Annotated in this window: 18 protein-coding genes; 1 reads left to right on the forward strand and 17 read right to left on the reverse strand. The window is 58.1% G+C overall.

The window, feature by feature from the left end; translation table 11 throughout:
* Positions 1-145: 145 nt before the first annotated feature.
* The 4 genes from FOY56_RS11960 to FOY56_RS11975 all read right to left on the reverse strand — a co-directional run bounded on the left by FOY56_RS11960 (position 146) and on the right by FOY56_RS11975 (position 2,614).
* Complete coding sequence (locus FOY56_RS11960; RefSeq protein ID WP_246139473.1) at positions 146-838, reverse strand: Crp/Fnr family transcriptional regulator; 693 nt, start codon at positions 836-838, stop codon at positions 146-148.
* 176 nt (positions 839-1,014) lie between these two features.
* Positions 1,015-1,221: a cold-shock protein gene (locus FOY56_RS11965; protein WP_146346087.1), complete on the reverse strand. Its 207-nt coding sequence runs from the start codon at positions 1,219-1,221 to the stop codon at positions 1,015-1,017.
* Between the two features lie 215 nt (positions 1,222-1,436).
* Positions 1,437-2,057 carry a 2OG-Fe(II) oxygenase family protein gene (locus FOY56_RS11970; RefSeq protein ID WP_146346088.1) on the reverse strand — a complete coding sequence of 207 codons (621 nt, stop codon included), beginning with the start codon at positions 2,055-2,057 and terminating at the stop codon, positions 1,437-1,439.
* A gap of 113 nt (positions 2,058-2,170) precedes the next feature.
* Positions 2,171-2,614 carry an acyl-CoA thioesterase gene (locus FOY56_RS11975; protein WP_222434983.1) on the reverse strand — a complete coding sequence of 148 codons (444 nt, stop codon included), beginning with the start codon at positions 2,612-2,614 and terminating at the stop codon, positions 2,171-2,173.
* Between the two features lie 141 nt (positions 2,615-2,755).
* Here FOY56_RS11975 and FOY56_RS11980 point away from each other — a divergent pair, with 141 nt between their 5' ends.
* On the forward strand, positions 2,756-3,610 hold the full coding sequence (locus FOY56_RS11980) for a Vgb family protein (protein ID WP_186766320.1): 855 nt from the start codon (positions 2,756-2,758) through the stop codon (positions 3,608-3,610).
* 23 nt (positions 3,611-3,633) lie between these two features.
* Here the strand turns inward: FOY56_RS11980 and rpiB are convergent, their stop codons facing one another.
* The 13 genes from rpiB to fusA all read right to left on the reverse strand — a co-directional run bounded on the left by rpiB (position 3,634) and on the right by fusA (position 13,550).
* Positions 3,634-4,083: a ribose 5-phosphate isomerase B gene (rpiB, locus tag FOY56_RS11985; RefSeq protein ID WP_146346090.1), complete on the reverse strand. Its 450-nt coding sequence runs from the start codon at positions 4,081-4,083 to the stop codon at positions 3,634-3,636.
* A gap of 210 nt (positions 4,084-4,293) precedes the next feature.
* Positions 4,294-4,707, reverse strand: coding sequence for a 50S ribosomal protein L16 (gene rplP, locus FOY56_RS11990; protein ID WP_146346091.1), 414 nt, complete (start codon positions 4,705-4,707; stop codon positions 4,294-4,296).
* 13 nt (positions 4,708-4,720) lie between these two features.
* A complete protein-coding gene (rpsC, locus tag FOY56_RS11995) occupies positions 4,721-5,437 on the reverse strand; it encodes a 30S ribosomal protein S3 (protein ID WP_146346092.1) in 717 nt (238 codons plus the stop codon).
* Positions 5,437-5,817, reverse strand: coding sequence for a 50S ribosomal protein L22 (rplV, locus tag FOY56_RS12000; RefSeq protein WP_146346093.1), 381 nt, complete (start codon positions 5,815-5,817; stop codon positions 5,437-5,439). The genes rpsC and rplV overlap by 1 nt, the downstream gene beginning before the upstream one ends.
* Before the next feature lie 3 nt (positions 5,818-5,820).
* The gene (rpsS, locus tag FOY56_RS12005; protein ID WP_058260876.1) at positions 5,821-6,099 is read right to left on the reverse strand and encodes a 30S ribosomal protein S19; all 279 of its coding nucleotides are present in this window, start codon (positions 6,097-6,099) and stop codon (positions 5,821-5,823) included.
* Between the two features lie 3 nt (positions 6,100-6,102).
* On the reverse strand, positions 6,103-6,945 hold the full coding sequence (gene rplB / locus FOY56_RS12010) for a 50S ribosomal protein L2 (protein ID WP_146346094.1): 843 nt from the start codon (positions 6,943-6,945) through the stop codon (positions 6,103-6,105).
* A 527-nt stretch (positions 6,946-7,472) separates the two neighbouring features.
* Positions 7,473-7,988 carry a P-loop nucleotide/nucleoside kinase family protein gene (locus FOY56_RS12015; RefSeq protein ID WP_146346095.1) on the reverse strand — a complete coding sequence of 172 codons (516 nt, stop codon included), beginning with the start codon at positions 7,986-7,988 and terminating at the stop codon, positions 7,473-7,475.
* A 153-nt stretch (positions 7,989-8,141) separates the two neighbouring features.
* A complete protein-coding gene (locus FOY56_RS12020) occupies positions 8,142-8,438 on the reverse strand; it encodes a 50S ribosomal protein L23 (protein WP_146346096.1) in 297 nt (98 codons plus the stop codon).
* Positions 8,435-9,052: a 50S ribosomal protein L4 gene (gene rplD / locus FOY56_RS12025; RefSeq protein ID WP_146346097.1), complete on the reverse strand. Its 618-nt coding sequence runs from the start codon at positions 9,050-9,052 to the stop codon at positions 8,435-8,437. Before rplD ends, FOY56_RS12020 begins: the two co-directional genes overlap by 4 nt.
* Complete coding sequence (gene rplC, locus FOY56_RS12030) at positions 9,049-9,774, reverse strand: 50S ribosomal protein L3 (protein ID WP_146346098.1); 726 nt, start codon at positions 9,772-9,774, stop codon at positions 9,049-9,051. Before rplC ends, rplD begins: the two co-directional genes overlap by 4 nt.
* 19 nt (positions 9,775-9,793) lie before the next feature.
* Positions 9,794-10,108, reverse strand: coding sequence for a 30S ribosomal protein S10 (gene rpsJ / locus FOY56_RS12035; protein WP_005621947.1), 315 nt, complete (start codon positions 10,106-10,108; stop codon positions 9,794-9,796).
* An 87-nt stretch (positions 10,109-10,195) separates the two neighbouring features.
* Positions 10,196-11,371 (reverse strand): elongation factor Tu, encoded by a 1,176-nt coding sequence (gene tuf, locus FOY56_RS12040; RefSeq protein WP_146346099.1) that lies wholly within the window; start codon positions 11,369-11,371, stop codon positions 10,196-10,198.
* Positions 11,372-11,432: 61 nt separating this feature from the next.
* A complete protein-coding gene (gene fusA, locus FOY56_RS12045) occupies positions 11,433-13,550 on the reverse strand; it encodes an elongation factor G (RefSeq protein WP_146346100.1) in 2,118 nt (705 codons plus the stop codon).
* Positions 13,551-13,559 lie beyond the last annotated feature (9 nt).

Here is a 13,559-nt window from a genome sequence, read left to right on the forward strand (position 1 = left end):
TCAAATGTAAACTTTCGATAGCACGACCCTACAAACTGCGGCCAATTGACGGTAAATGGGCACCGGCGCTATCCACTGCATGGTGACACACTAAGCCAATGGTCTTCCACCACTTAGCAATAGCAAAACACTCTCAGTCTTTCGGTTATTGTCCAGTGGTTTTCTGAACGGTCGCGTTCTGAAACACCAGCTTTGAGCGCATGTCCCGCGCGATGCCGGCTTCTACCACAGACATGGTTGCGGGGCTGGTTTCGCGCAAACGCTCAAGCTTGGGCCGTTCGATCCGCCAGACGCGGGCGTCGGTTTGAAGTGTTGCCGACGCAATGGCCCTGCCGTCCCCCATCAGGGACATCTCGCCAATATAATGCCCGTCTTCGACAACGCGCACGATCCGGTCATGGGCCTCGACCCGCACCTTGCCACTGGCCACATAGGTCAGGAAGTCGGGCGTGTGCCCGTCGACTGTCAGAACTGTGCCTGCGGCCAGATCCTCCCAGCGTCCGCGATCCAGAAACCGCCGGGCGGGCCCCGGAGACAAGCCGGTCAGCAGATCCGCGCGAAACCGGTCTTCTTCGTCCGAAAAAGTCGCCCGCCGATCATTGCGCCACAACAGGAACAATTCGCCAAGGTTCACCATCACCAGTAGCGCCTGCCAGAACACGCCCACCGGGTTGCCAAGCCAGAAATAATCAAAAGCGATACCAGCCAGCGCCGAGGCAATCACGAACAGCCGCAGCCACAGCATACGGCGCATCAGCATGGACAGCACCAGCAGCAGGTAAGACAGGTGACCGGCCCAGTCGTCGGTAATGAAACTCAGATCCAAAATGTGGCCCACCTGGAAAATGCCCGGTTTGCAAAACTGTGCCCGGCTAACGCCCACATAAAACCCGGAGCGGCAGGACAGGCTTGGCCGAAATCCCGGCCAGAGACGGAAAGCTTAAAGGATAGGGTCAAAACGCACAACGCGGCCCTGTTACCAGAGCCGCGCTGCAAAATCACATCAGATCAGGCTTATGCCAGAGCGATGTTCGACGCCGATTCGCGACCGTCACGGCCTGCTTCGATGTCAAAGGTCACTTTCTGGTTGTCGGCCAGGCCGGTCAGACCGGAACGCTCAACAGCCGAGATGTGCACAAACACGTCTTTGCTGCCGCCGTCGGGCGCGATAAAACCAAAACCTTTAGTTGTGTTGAACCATTTTACGGTGCCAGTAGCCATATCCGTAGTCTCCAAATTGATCGTTGCCCGCATAAGTGCGGCAACCCGGCGTAGCAAGTCTGGATCGAAAGACTGTAAGCCGAAGATCGGGAGACAGTGGTCGAAAAAGAAAAACGTTAGCAAAGTTCATATCGGGGCAACCGCGCCACTTTGCAAGTGTTTTTTGCCAAATTATTTGGCACGACGCGACTCGGACAAGGCCGATCAGGCCGCATTCAGGTCCAGCTATAGTTGAAACTGACGCTGATCCGGTCGTCTTCAGCCATGTTCATCGGCACCTCGTGGCGCAACCAGCTTTCCCAGAGCAACACGTCGCCGACTTTGGGTTTCATATAGATGAACGGCTTCAGATCGCGGCGTGCGTCCGCGCGCCGCGCCGGAGAGGCCATCATCCGCGCCGACCGGGGATCTTCCAGTTTCAGCGCGCTGGCCCCGTCGGGCATGGCGACATACGTCGTGCCGGAAATCACCGAATGCGGGTGGATATGGCTGGCATGCATGCCGCCTTCCGGCAGGATATTGATCCACAGATCTTCCAGCTTCAGGGCACGCCCGTCCAGATCAAACTCCAGATCTTCGGCAAAGGCGGCCACGTGCTGATCAAGCACCTTGACCAGATCGGCAAAGATCGGAAACCGCCAGGGCAAATCGGTCAGCGATGCGTATGAGGTGTAACCGGGATAGCCGTTTTTCTCCGACCAGTCCTGCCCAGCCTCGTCATCCTCGGCGATAACCAGACAAGAGTTCTCCATCTCGCCCGCGTCGATCTTCGGGGCGAATTCGGACAGCGGCGCGCGGTACAGCCGGGTGACGAAAAGAGATTCGATATGTGCCATGCCCCGCGTCATATCGCGACACGGCGCATGACGACAGGGCAACGTCGAGATTATTCGACGAATAATCTCAGGCGACTAGCCGATAGTCCCGGAATTGACCTCAAACGCGGACCCTAGTCAGCTGCGCCAGGTTCGCTTTGTTTGTCCTCTACCAGACAGGCCAACAACGCCGCCCGAACATCGTCTGGCCAAGGGATCGAACAATGTTTGTCCAGATCGCTTGCCGCCAGCACCTGTGTGCTGGACCAGCGCTTTTCGCCCTTGCAACTGATGTCATGGTGGATGGTCATCGAAGATCGACCGACCTTCAATACGGTCAGTTCAAAATCCAGTTCCTCGCCAAAGAACGACGGGCTGGAAAAGTCGCTTGAGATATGTACGGTCGGCGTGCCCCAGCGGTCTTCCCAGATGATCTTGTGCCAGGGAAACCCCAGATGCAGCCAGAATTCTTCATTCACGCCGTTCAGGATGTTCAGATAAGACGGGAAATAGGCGGTGCCCGAGATATCGCAATCGCCGAAGTTCAGCATTCTCTTGGTCTTGAACGGAGTTTCCAAGTCTGAGGTCCTTTGTTGTTATCCTGCGCGGGCCGGAATGGCAGGACCGGTTTTAGCCAAATCGACGCCCGGATGACAGGATTGTTTCAGGCTTGCGATCCGCTAAGCTTGACCGAAGCTGTTTCGCTCTGGGGAAGTCGCATGTTCCGAGCCGTTTTTGCCGTGTTTCTGTTGGTGGCTCCTGCCCTTGCGCAGGAGCATCGGCCTTTTGCCACTTTTGTCGGGGCCAGCGAGGCGGTGCTGAATGATCCCCATGATCTGGCAATCGGGCCGGATGGCAACCTGTACATCGCAGACAAATTTGCCAATCGGGTTGTTGTCATGGACCCCGACACGCTCGAAATCATGGCCACCATCGGCGATGGCGATCTGAGCGGCGCACATGACGTGTCCTTTGGCCCAGACGGGCGGATGTACGTTGCCGTGACCGGGTTCAGCGCGGTTGCGGTTTATGACATGTCAACGGACGTGCCGACGAACGACGGCGCCGTCGCACCGTTTCCCGGAACCGAAGGGGTTTTGGCCCATTCCAACGGCAATCTGTACGTGATGGCGTCGGGAACCGGGCGGCTCTATTCCGTGCAGGGTGATCAGATCGAAGCCCTGGCCACCGGGATGCCAGGGGCGCATGACGTCGCCGAAGCACCGGATGGAACCATATGGGTGGCCGACAACTTCCAGCGGCGCCTGGTCCAGTTCACGCCCGATCTGGAACAGATCCGGGTGCTGGACGGTCCGCAATACGGATTCATCGGTCCGCGCTATATGGATATCGATCCCGACGGGGTTCTATATGTGGCCGATCAAAACGCGCATCGGGTGCTCAAGATCGACCCCTTTGGTGGCAAGGTTCTGGGTGTGATCGGGACCGGGCAACCGGGTATCGGACCCGGGCTGCTGGATGATCCCGAAGGTGTGGCGATCAAAGGCGCCGCGTATTTCTTTGCCGACAGCGACAACAACCGGATCGTGAAATACATGGTGGTCCTAAACTAGGTTTTGCCACCTGGCAGACCCCGTCAGCCTTCCAGCGCGTTAATCATCTCAACCCGCGTCGCATGCCGCCCGCCTTCGAAATCGGCTGTCAGAAATGCGTCCACGATATCCAGCGCCAGCCCTTCGCCCACGACGCGCTCACCGATCGAAAGCATGTTCGCATCATTGTGCTGGCGGATCATGCGCGCCGAGAATGTGTCGGCGCACACGCCACAGCGGATGCCCTTCACCTTGTTCGCGGACATCATGATGCCCTGACCAGTCCCGCACAGGATGATGCCCAACCGGCAATCGCCCGACGCGACCCGCAAAGCGGCGGCTTCGCCGTGCTTGGGGTAATGCGTGCTTTCCGGCGTGGTCGGTCCAATGTCGACAACCTCCCATCCAAGGGCCGCGATATGCGCGGCAATGGCCTGCCTGAGATCAATGGCGGCGTGATCGCTGGAAAGAACGATGCGGTTGGTGGCTGTCATGAAGATAAGGTCCTGTTGTCCGCGCAATAGCTTCGATTGTGCCGACGTCTAGCCGACAAACCGCATGGTGTGAATAGACACGCAAGGCTGCCAACACTCTGCCGCAATGAAAGAACCCCCGCCGGTTTCCCGACGGGGGCGCTCGTTTTTTCTCAATGCGCGGCCCGAGATTATTCGTCGAATAATCTCCACACCGAACCGTGCGAAGACTTACCAGTCTTCGCGGACCACAACGCGGGTCTTGATCGGCAGCTTCATCGCAGCAAGGCGCAAGGCCTCGCGGGCGATGTCGTCGTTGACGCCATCGATCTCGAACATCACGCGACCAGGCTTGACCTTGGCGGCCCAATAATCGACCGATCCTTTACCTTTACCCATCCGGACTTCGGTTGGCTTCGAGGTCACCGGAGTGTCGGGGAAGATACGGATCCAGACACGGCCCTGACGTTTCATGTGACGCGTCATGGCACGACGGGCGGCTTCGATCTGGCGTGCAGTCACACGCTCAGGCTGAAGCGCCTTCAGGCCATATGTCCCGAAGTTCAGGTCCGAGCCGCCTTTGGCTTCGCCCTTGATCCGGCCTTTGTGCATCTTGCGGAATTTCGTACGCTTTGGCTGTAGCATTTCTGATTACCCCTTAGCGATCGCGACGGCCGCCACCTGCACCACGTGGTGCGGGGCCGTCCTGAAGTTCCTGCGCCTTACGGTCGCGGGCCGCAGGATCGTGTTCCATGATCTCACCTTTGAAGATCCAGACCTTGATCCCGATGATGCCGTAAGCTGTCTTGCCTTCGGCGTGCGCGTAATCGATGTCAGCGCGCAGGGTGTGCAGAGGCACACGACCTTCACGATACCATTCGGTACGCGCGATTTCGGCACCGCCCAGACGACCAGCCACGTTCACCCGGATACCCAGGGCGCCCATGCGCATGGCGTTCTGAACAGACCGCTTCATCGCACGGCGGAACGAAACACGGCGTTCCAGCTGCTGAGCGATCGATTCAGCAACCAGCTGTGCGTCCAGCTCGGGCTTGCGCACTTCAACGATGTTGAGATGCAGTTCCGAGTCGGTCATGTTCGACAGCTTCTTGCGCAGGACTTCGATGTCCGCGCCTTTCTTGCCGATGATGACACCAGGACGGGCTGTGTGGATCGTAACACGGCACTTCTTGTGCGGACGTTCGATGATCACACGGGCGATACCGGCCTGCTTGCACTCTTCTTTGATGAAGTCGCGGATCTTGAGGTCTTCCAGAAGAAGATCCCCGTAATCCTTGGTATCGGCGTACCAGCGGCTGTCCCAGGTGCGGTTGACCTGAAGACGCATGCCGACGGGATTGACTTTATTACCCATTATGCTTGCTCCTCAACTTGACGCACCTTGATGGTGAGTTCCGAGAACGGCTTGACGATCTTGCCGAACCGGCCACGGGCGCGCGGACGACCGCGTTTCAGTGTCAGGTTCTTGCCAACATAGGCTTCGGCCACGATCAGCTCGTCAACATCCAGGTTATGGTTGTTCTCGGCGTTCGCGATCGCAGACTGAAGGCATTTCTTCACGTCTTCGGCGATCCGCTTGTTGCTGAAAGTCAGATCGGTCAATGCCCGTTCCACTTTCTTGCCACGGATCAATCCTGCAACCAGGTTCAATTTCTGCGGGCTGGTGCGAAGCATACGGACTTTGGCCATTGCTTCGTTATCTGCCACGCGGCGGGGGTTCTTTGCCTTGCCCATGACTTACTTCCGCTTCGCTTTTTTGTCTGCGGCATGGCCATAATAGGTCCGTGTCGGCGAATATTCACCGAACTTCTGACCGATCATGTCTTCCGAGACATTGACGGGAATGTGCTTGTGGCCGTTATAGACCCCAAACGTCAGGCCCACGAACTGGGGCAGGATAGTTGAACGACGCGACCAGATCTTGATCACTTCGTTGCGACCGCTTTCGCGTGACGCTTCGGCCTTTTTCAGGACGTAGGCGTCAACAAAAGGGCCTTTCCAAACAGAGCGAGACATATATTAGCGCCCCTTCTTCTTGGCGTGGCGCGAGCGGATGATCAGCTTCTGCGACGCTTTGTTCTTGTTGCGGGTCCGTGCACCTTTGGTCGGCTTGCCCCATGGGGTCACCGGGTGACGACCGCCCGAGGTCCGACCTTCACCACCACCGTGCGGGTGATCGATCGGGTTCATGACGACACCACGTACCGAAGGACGCTTGCCCTTGTGGCGCATGCGGCCAGCTTTACCATAGTTCTGGTTGCTGTTGTCGGGGTTCGACACGGCACCAACGGTTGCCAGACATTCCTGACGCACCAGGCGCAGTTCGCCCGAGCTCAGGCGGATCTGGGCATAGCCACCGTCACGACCAACGAACTGCGCATACGTGCCAGCAGCACGGGCAATCTGCCCACCTTTGCCGGGCTTCAGTTCGATGTTGTGAATGATGGTACCGATCGGCAGGCCCGAGAACGGCATTGCGTTGCCCGGCTTGATGTCGGCCTTCTGGCTCGAGATGACCTTGTCACCAACGGCCAGACGCTGCGGGGCCAGGATATAGGCCTGCTCGCCGTCATCATATTTGATCAGAGCGATGAAGGCGGTCCGGTTCGGGTCATATTCGATCCGTTCGACGGTTGCCGCCACATCCATTTTGTTACGTTTGAAATCAACGATCCGGTAGAGGCGTTTCGCCCCACCACCGCGACGACGCGATGTGATCCGTCCAGTGTTGTTCCGGCCGCCCGATTTCGTCAAACCCTCGGTGAGAGATTTGACGGGACGTCCTTTGTACAGCTCTGAACGGTCGATCAGCACCAGCCCGCGCTGGCCCGGCGTCGTCGGCTTATACGACTTGAGTGCCATGCTTTCTGTCTTCCGTTTAGCGTGCCCGGCCTTGGGTTGTTGTCTTTGGCCCGGCTATGTTGAAGGCCCCCGCCCGCAGGTTTCACAAGAAACCGACTACTAGGGTGCCTGATGTATAGGGCCCCGAAGGTCCCCGATTAGGGTTGTTCAAATGAACAAAAGCCAAGCCCCGGACGAATCCGGGGCCAAGCCGATGGGTTCTCCTATGGGAGAGTCTTGATCGGGTCAAGCAAAAGACCCAAGATTCCCACAAAGACGCGCGATTGCCAGACCGCGGGGTGGCGAGCCGACGTGAGTGAGGGGCACTTTATCTCAGCCAAACTCCTACAACCTCAGCTGAAAGCCCCAACATCACCCAATCGCCAGCCCGGGGGGCGGTCTGGCAATCGCGCGGCGGCCTGCGGCCTTGATTCCGCGCGAAACCTAACAAAACTGCCCGATGAGAGTCTGGCGGGCAAATTGATCGTATGGCTCTCTGCAAAGGTCACACAAATCTTCCTGTGGCCCTTGCACTTACTCACCGGACCTCAGGTCCGCTTCACCGCAACCTCATCATTCCGATGCAAAACCACGTTGAACCTTTCGTCCTCCGCTGGCGGCACGAAGTACCCCGTGATTTGATCGAACTGCGCATCTGAAACGTCGAAGGCGTGGGCTCCCGACGCGTTACGTTTCCGCAGACGCGCCTTGCACACGGCGTCAGGCACATCAAGGTAATGCAGGACATGGTGAACCCCGGTCTCGTCCACAAGGCTACGCAACCACGCGCGGCTGTCGATCGTGTTCGCCGGGAAATCCAGCACCACCGACACCCCTGCCCCGAGCAAGGTGACGACATGTTGGTGCATCGCATCGCGCAGCCGCGCGGCATTCCGCACATAGTCGCCAATCGATGACATGTCGTCCCCGTAAAGGGTCGCAAGCCAGCTGTCTTCGCTCAGAACAATCGTTACCGGTGACTCCCCCAGGAGGCGCGCCAGCGAGGATTTCCCGGACCCGATTTTGCCGCACATCAGATGGAGGGTCGGGGTGGGATAAGACATCTGCTCGCCTCCTCGGGCTGCGTTGGGATCACAATCGTACGGTTCGGGCCTAAAATCACCCGATCTGTACCAGATGTACATCCCGCCCCCCCCAACGAAAAAGCCCCCCGCCTGTCGGCGAGGGGCTTCCTCAAGTCTTCAAGGAACAGATCGTCAGAGTCCGGTGGACACGTCGATTGTGTTGCCTTCTTCCAGCGTAACATACGCCTTCTTGACGTCCTTACGCTTGCCCAGCTGGCCGCGGAACCGCTTGACCTTGCCTTTGGTGATGGTGGTGTTAACCGCCTTCACCTTAACACCAAAAAGCGCCTCAACGGCCTCTTTGATCTGGGGTTTGTTGCTGTCGATCGACACTTCGAACACCACGGCACCGTTTTCGGACGCCATTGTGGATTTCTCGGTGATGATCGGCTTGCGGATCACGTCGTAATGTTCTGCTTTCGCGGTCATTTCAAACGAGCCTCCAGAGCTTCGATACCCGCTTTGGTGATCACCAGGGTGTCACGCTTGAGGATATCATAGACGTTCGCGCCCATCGACGGCAGGATATCCAGGCCTTCGATATTCTTGGACGCATTCAGGAACCCTTCGTTCACGGCGGCACCGTCGATGACCAGCGCGCGCTTCCAGCCCAGGTTCTTTACCTGTTTGGCCAGAACTGCGGTCTTGCCTTCGGCTTCGGCAGCGTCAATCACGACCAATTCACCAGCTTTCGCCTTGGCACTCAGAGCGTGCTTCAGACCCAGCTTGCGGAACTTCTTGGTCAGGTCATGGCCGTGCGACCGCACAACGGGACCCTTATAGATGCCACCCCCGCGGAAGATCGGTGCCGAGCGGGCGCCGTGGCGGGCGCCACCGGTACCTTTTTGGCGATAGATCTTCTTGGTCGAGTATTTGACTTCCGACCGGGTCTTGACCTTGTGCGTACCGGCCTGCGCGTTGTTACGCTGCCAGCGGACCACACGGTGCAGGATATCGGCACGCGGCTCCAGACCGAACAGGTCTTCTGCCAGCTCGATGTCGCCGGCTTTTTCGCCGTCCAGTTTGATCACATCAAGTTTCATGCTTCACCCCCTTCTGCGGGCGCTTCCACGGCCGGAGCCTCGGCAGCAGCAGCTTTCAGACCAGCCGGATACGGCAGACCTTCGGGCGCTTTCTTTTTCACGGCATCCTTGACAGTGACCCAGCCACCTTTGGAACCGGGCACAGCGCCCTTGATGAAGACGAGGCCACGATCGGCGTCGGTTTTCACCACTTCCAGGTTCTGAGTTGTCACGCGGGCAGCACCCATGTGACCAGCCATCTTCTTGCCTTTGAAGACCTTGCCGGGATCCTGACACTGACCGGTCGAACCATGCGAACGGTGAGAGATCGAAACACCGTGCGAGGCACGCAGACCGCCGAAGTTGTGACGCTTCATGGCACCGGCAAAGCCTTTACCAATCGAAGTGCCCGCAACGTCAACTTTCTGACCTTCAAGGAAGTGCTCGGCCGAAATCTCGGCACCAACTTCGATCAGGTTGTCTGCGGACACGCGGAACTCAGCGACTTTGCGCTTGGGTTCAACTTTCGCAGCAGCGAAGTGTCCACGCATGGCTTTGCTTACACGCTTGACCTTCGGCGAACCGGCACCCAGTTGAACAGCTGTATAGCCATCCTTTTCCGGGGTCCGCTGTGCGACGACCTGCAGGTTTTCCAGTTGGAGAACGGTCACAGGGATCTGCTTGCCGTCTTCCATGAACAGCCGGGTCATGCCGACTTTTTTTGCGATAATTCCAGAGCGCATCTGTCAATACCCTCCTGAATTAAGACTGCAGCTTGATCTCGACGTCCACACCAGCGGCGAGGTCGAGCTTCATCAGCGCGTCCACGGTCTGGGGGGTCGGATCAACGATGTCGAGCAGACGCTTGTGCGTACGAATCTCGAACTGGTCGCGGGATTTCTTGTCGACGTGAGGGCCACGGAGAACCGTGAACTTCTCGATCTTGTTCGGCAAGGGGATCGGGCCACGCACCTGCGCGCCGGTCCGCTTGGCAGTGTTGACGATCTCCTGCGTGCTGGCATCCAGAACGCGATAGTCAAATGCCTTCAGCCGAATACGGATGTTTTGGCTTTGCATTATTATTAGCCTTTCAGGCTTTGGAGTTGATAGGAGGACCACCGGTGCATCCGATGGCCCTCTTCGAACCCGAGATCGATTGCTCGATTACTCGATGATTTTGGAGACGACGCCGGCGCCGACGGTGCGGCCGCCTTCGCGGATGGCGAAGCGCAGGCCGTTTTCCATCGCGATCGGGGCGATCAGCTCAACGCCGAACGACACGTTATCGCCAGGCATCACCATTTCGGTGCCTTCGGCCAGAGTCACGGTACCGGTCACGTCGGTCGTCCGGAAGTAGAACTGCGGACGATAGTTCGCGAAGAACGGCGTGTGACGGCCACCTTCATCCTTGGTCAGGATATAGGCTTCGGCTTCGAACTTGGTGTGCGGTGTCACCGAACCCGGCTTACACAGAACCTGTCCACGCTCAACGGCTTCACGGTCGATACCGCGCAGCAGGGCGCCGATGTTGTCACCGGCTTCGCCGCGATCCAGCAGCTTGCGGAACATTTCAACACCGGTACAGGTGGTGGTCTGGGTGTCTTTGATACCAACGATTTCGATGGTGTCGCCGACGTTGATCACGCCACGCTCGACACGACCGGTCACAACAGTCCCACGACCCGAGATCGAGAACACGTCTTCGACCGGCATCAGGAACGGCTGGTCCACGGCGCGCTCGGGCGTCGGGATGAAGTCGTCAACAGCCGCCATCAGCGCGCGGATCGAGTTTTCACCGATTTCCTCGTCGCGGCCTTCCAGAGCGGCCAGAGCCGAACCGGGGATGACCGGGATGTCGTCGCCAGGGTACTCATAGGCGCTCAGAAGCTCGCGGATTTCCATTTCCACCAGTTCCAGCAGCTCTTCGTCGTCAACCTGGTCAACTTTGTTCATGTAGACGACCATGGTCGGGATACCAACCTGGCGGCCCAGCAGAATGTGCTCGCGGGTCTGCGGCATCGGGCCGTCTGCAGCGTTTACAACCAGGATCGCGCCGTCCATCTGCGCCGCACCGGTGATCATGTTCTTCACATAGTCAGCGTGGCCGGGGCAGTCGACGTGGGCATAGTGACGGTTTTCGGTCTCGTATTCCACGTGCGCCGTCGAGATCGTGATCCCGCGGGCTTTTTCTTCGGGCGCGCCATCAATCTGGTCATACGCCTGGAAGTCACCAAAATACTTGGTGATCGCCGCCGTCAGAGTGGTCTTCCCGTGGTCAACATGGCCAATCGTGCCAATGTTCACGTGCGGCTTATTACGCTCAAACTTTTCCTTAGCCATGAGAGGCCTCCTGTCTTGTCAAAGGATGGGGCCCTGCCCCATCCGTATGATTAAGTCTTGCTTAGGCGAATTTCGCCTGGATCTCTTCACTGATGTTCTGCGGCACCGGATCGTAGTGATCGAACTGCATGGTGAACTGGGCGCGGCCCGAGCTCATCGAACGCAGGGTGTTGATGTAGCCGAACATGTTGGCCAGCGGAACGAACGCAGCGATTGCGATCGCGTTTCCGCGGTTTTCCTGTCCGGACACCTGACCACGACGCGATGTCAGATCGCCGATGATACCGCCGGTGTATTCTTCCGGTGTCACAACTTCGACCTTCATCACAGGTTCCAGCATCTTGGCGCCCGCTTTGCGCATGCCTTCACGCATGCCCATACGGCCAGCAATTTCAAAGGCCAGAACGCTGGAGTCCACATCGTGGAACTTACCGTCGATCAGAGCGACCTTGAAGTCGATCACGGGGAAGCCGGCCAGAGGGCCGCTGTCCATGACAGACTGGATGCCTTTTTCAACGCCCGGGATGTATTCTTTCGGAACAGCACCACCAACGATGCGGGACTCAAACGAATACCCTTCACCAGGCTCTGTCGGCGAGATGATCATCTTGACCTCGGCGAACTGACCCGAACCCCCCGACTGTTTCTTGTGGGTGTAGGTATGTTCGACCTCTTTCGAGATGGTCTCACGATAGGCAACCTGCGGCGCACCGATGTTGGCTTCGACCTTGAATTCACGCTTCAGGCGATCAACCAGGATGTCGAGGTGAAGTTCACCCATGCCCTTCATGATGGTCTGACCCGACTCGATGTCGGTTTCGACGCGGAAGGACGGATCCTCGGCGGCCAGACGCTGCAGACCCTGAGACATTTTCTCCTGGTCGGCTTTGGTCTTAGGCTCAACCGCGATCTCGATAACCGGATCGGGGAAGGTCATGGTTTCCAGAACCACCGGATCGTTGACGGCGCAAAGCGTGTCACCGGTTGTGGTGTCTTTCAGACCCGCCAGTGCGATAATGTCGCCCGCGAACGCTTCCGTGATTTCCTCACGGTTATTCGAGTGCATCATCATCATCCGGCCAACACGCTCTTTACGACCTTTGGTCGAGTTCAACAGCGTGTCGCCCTTGTTCAGGACACCCGAATAGATCCGGGTAAAGGTCAGCGTGCCAACAAACGGGTCGTTCATGATTTTGAACGCCAGCGCCGAGAACGCCATGTTATCATCCGCGCGGCGGGCGATGTCACGGGTTTCTGTTTCGTCACCGGGTTTGAAGCCCATGTAATCGACAACGTCCAGCGGGCTGGGCAGATAGTCGATCACGGCGTTCAGCAGCGGCTGTACACCTTTGTTTTTAAAGGCAGATCCACACAGAACCGGGATAAACGCGATTTCCAGAGTACCCTTGCGGATCAGCTTGCGCAGCGTTTCCACATCGGGCTCTTCGCCTTCGAGGTAGGCTTCCATGACGTCGTCGTCCATCTCGACCGCAGTCTCGATGAGCTTGGCGCGCCATTCGTCGGCCGTGTCTTTCAGGCTGTCACGAATCGGACGGCGTTCCCAGGTTGCACCCAGATCTTCACCGGCCCAGACCCATTCTTCCATGGTGACCAGGTCAACGAGGCCTTCGAGTTCGGTTTCTGCACCGATCGGGATCTGGATCGGAGCCGGGATAGCACCGGTCCGGTCAGCGATCATCTCAACACAGTTGAAGAAGTCAGCGCCGATCTTGTCCATCTTGTTGACGAACACAATCCGCGGAACCTTGTAGCGGTCAGCCTGACGCCACACGGTTTCGGTCTGAGGCTCGACACCGGCGTTGGCATCCAGCACGGCAACCGCGCCATCAAGAACCGCCAGCGACCGTTCGACTTCAATGGTGAAGTCCACGTGGCCAGGGGTGTCGATGATGTTCATCCGGTGCTTGGGCGTCATGGCCGTTTCACCGTCTTCGGTGCGCTCCCAGAACGTGGTCGTCGCAGCCGAGGTGATGGTGATGCCGCGTTCCTGCTCCTGCTCCATCCAGTCCATGGTGGCTGCACCATCGTGCACCTCACCAATGTTGTGGGATTTACCAGTGTAGTACAGGATCCGCTCGGAGCAGGTGGTTTTGCCTGCATCGATGTGCGCCATGATACCGAAGTTACGGTAATGGTTGAGTGTATAGTCGCGTGCCATTGGTCTGAG

The sequence above is a fragment of the Falsiphaeobacter marinintestinus genome (assembly GCF_007923355.1).
In the GTDB taxonomy this organism is placed as follows: domain Bacteria; phylum Pseudomonadota; class Alphaproteobacteria; order Rhodobacterales; family Rhodobacteraceae; genus Phaeobacter_A; species Phaeobacter_A marinintestinus.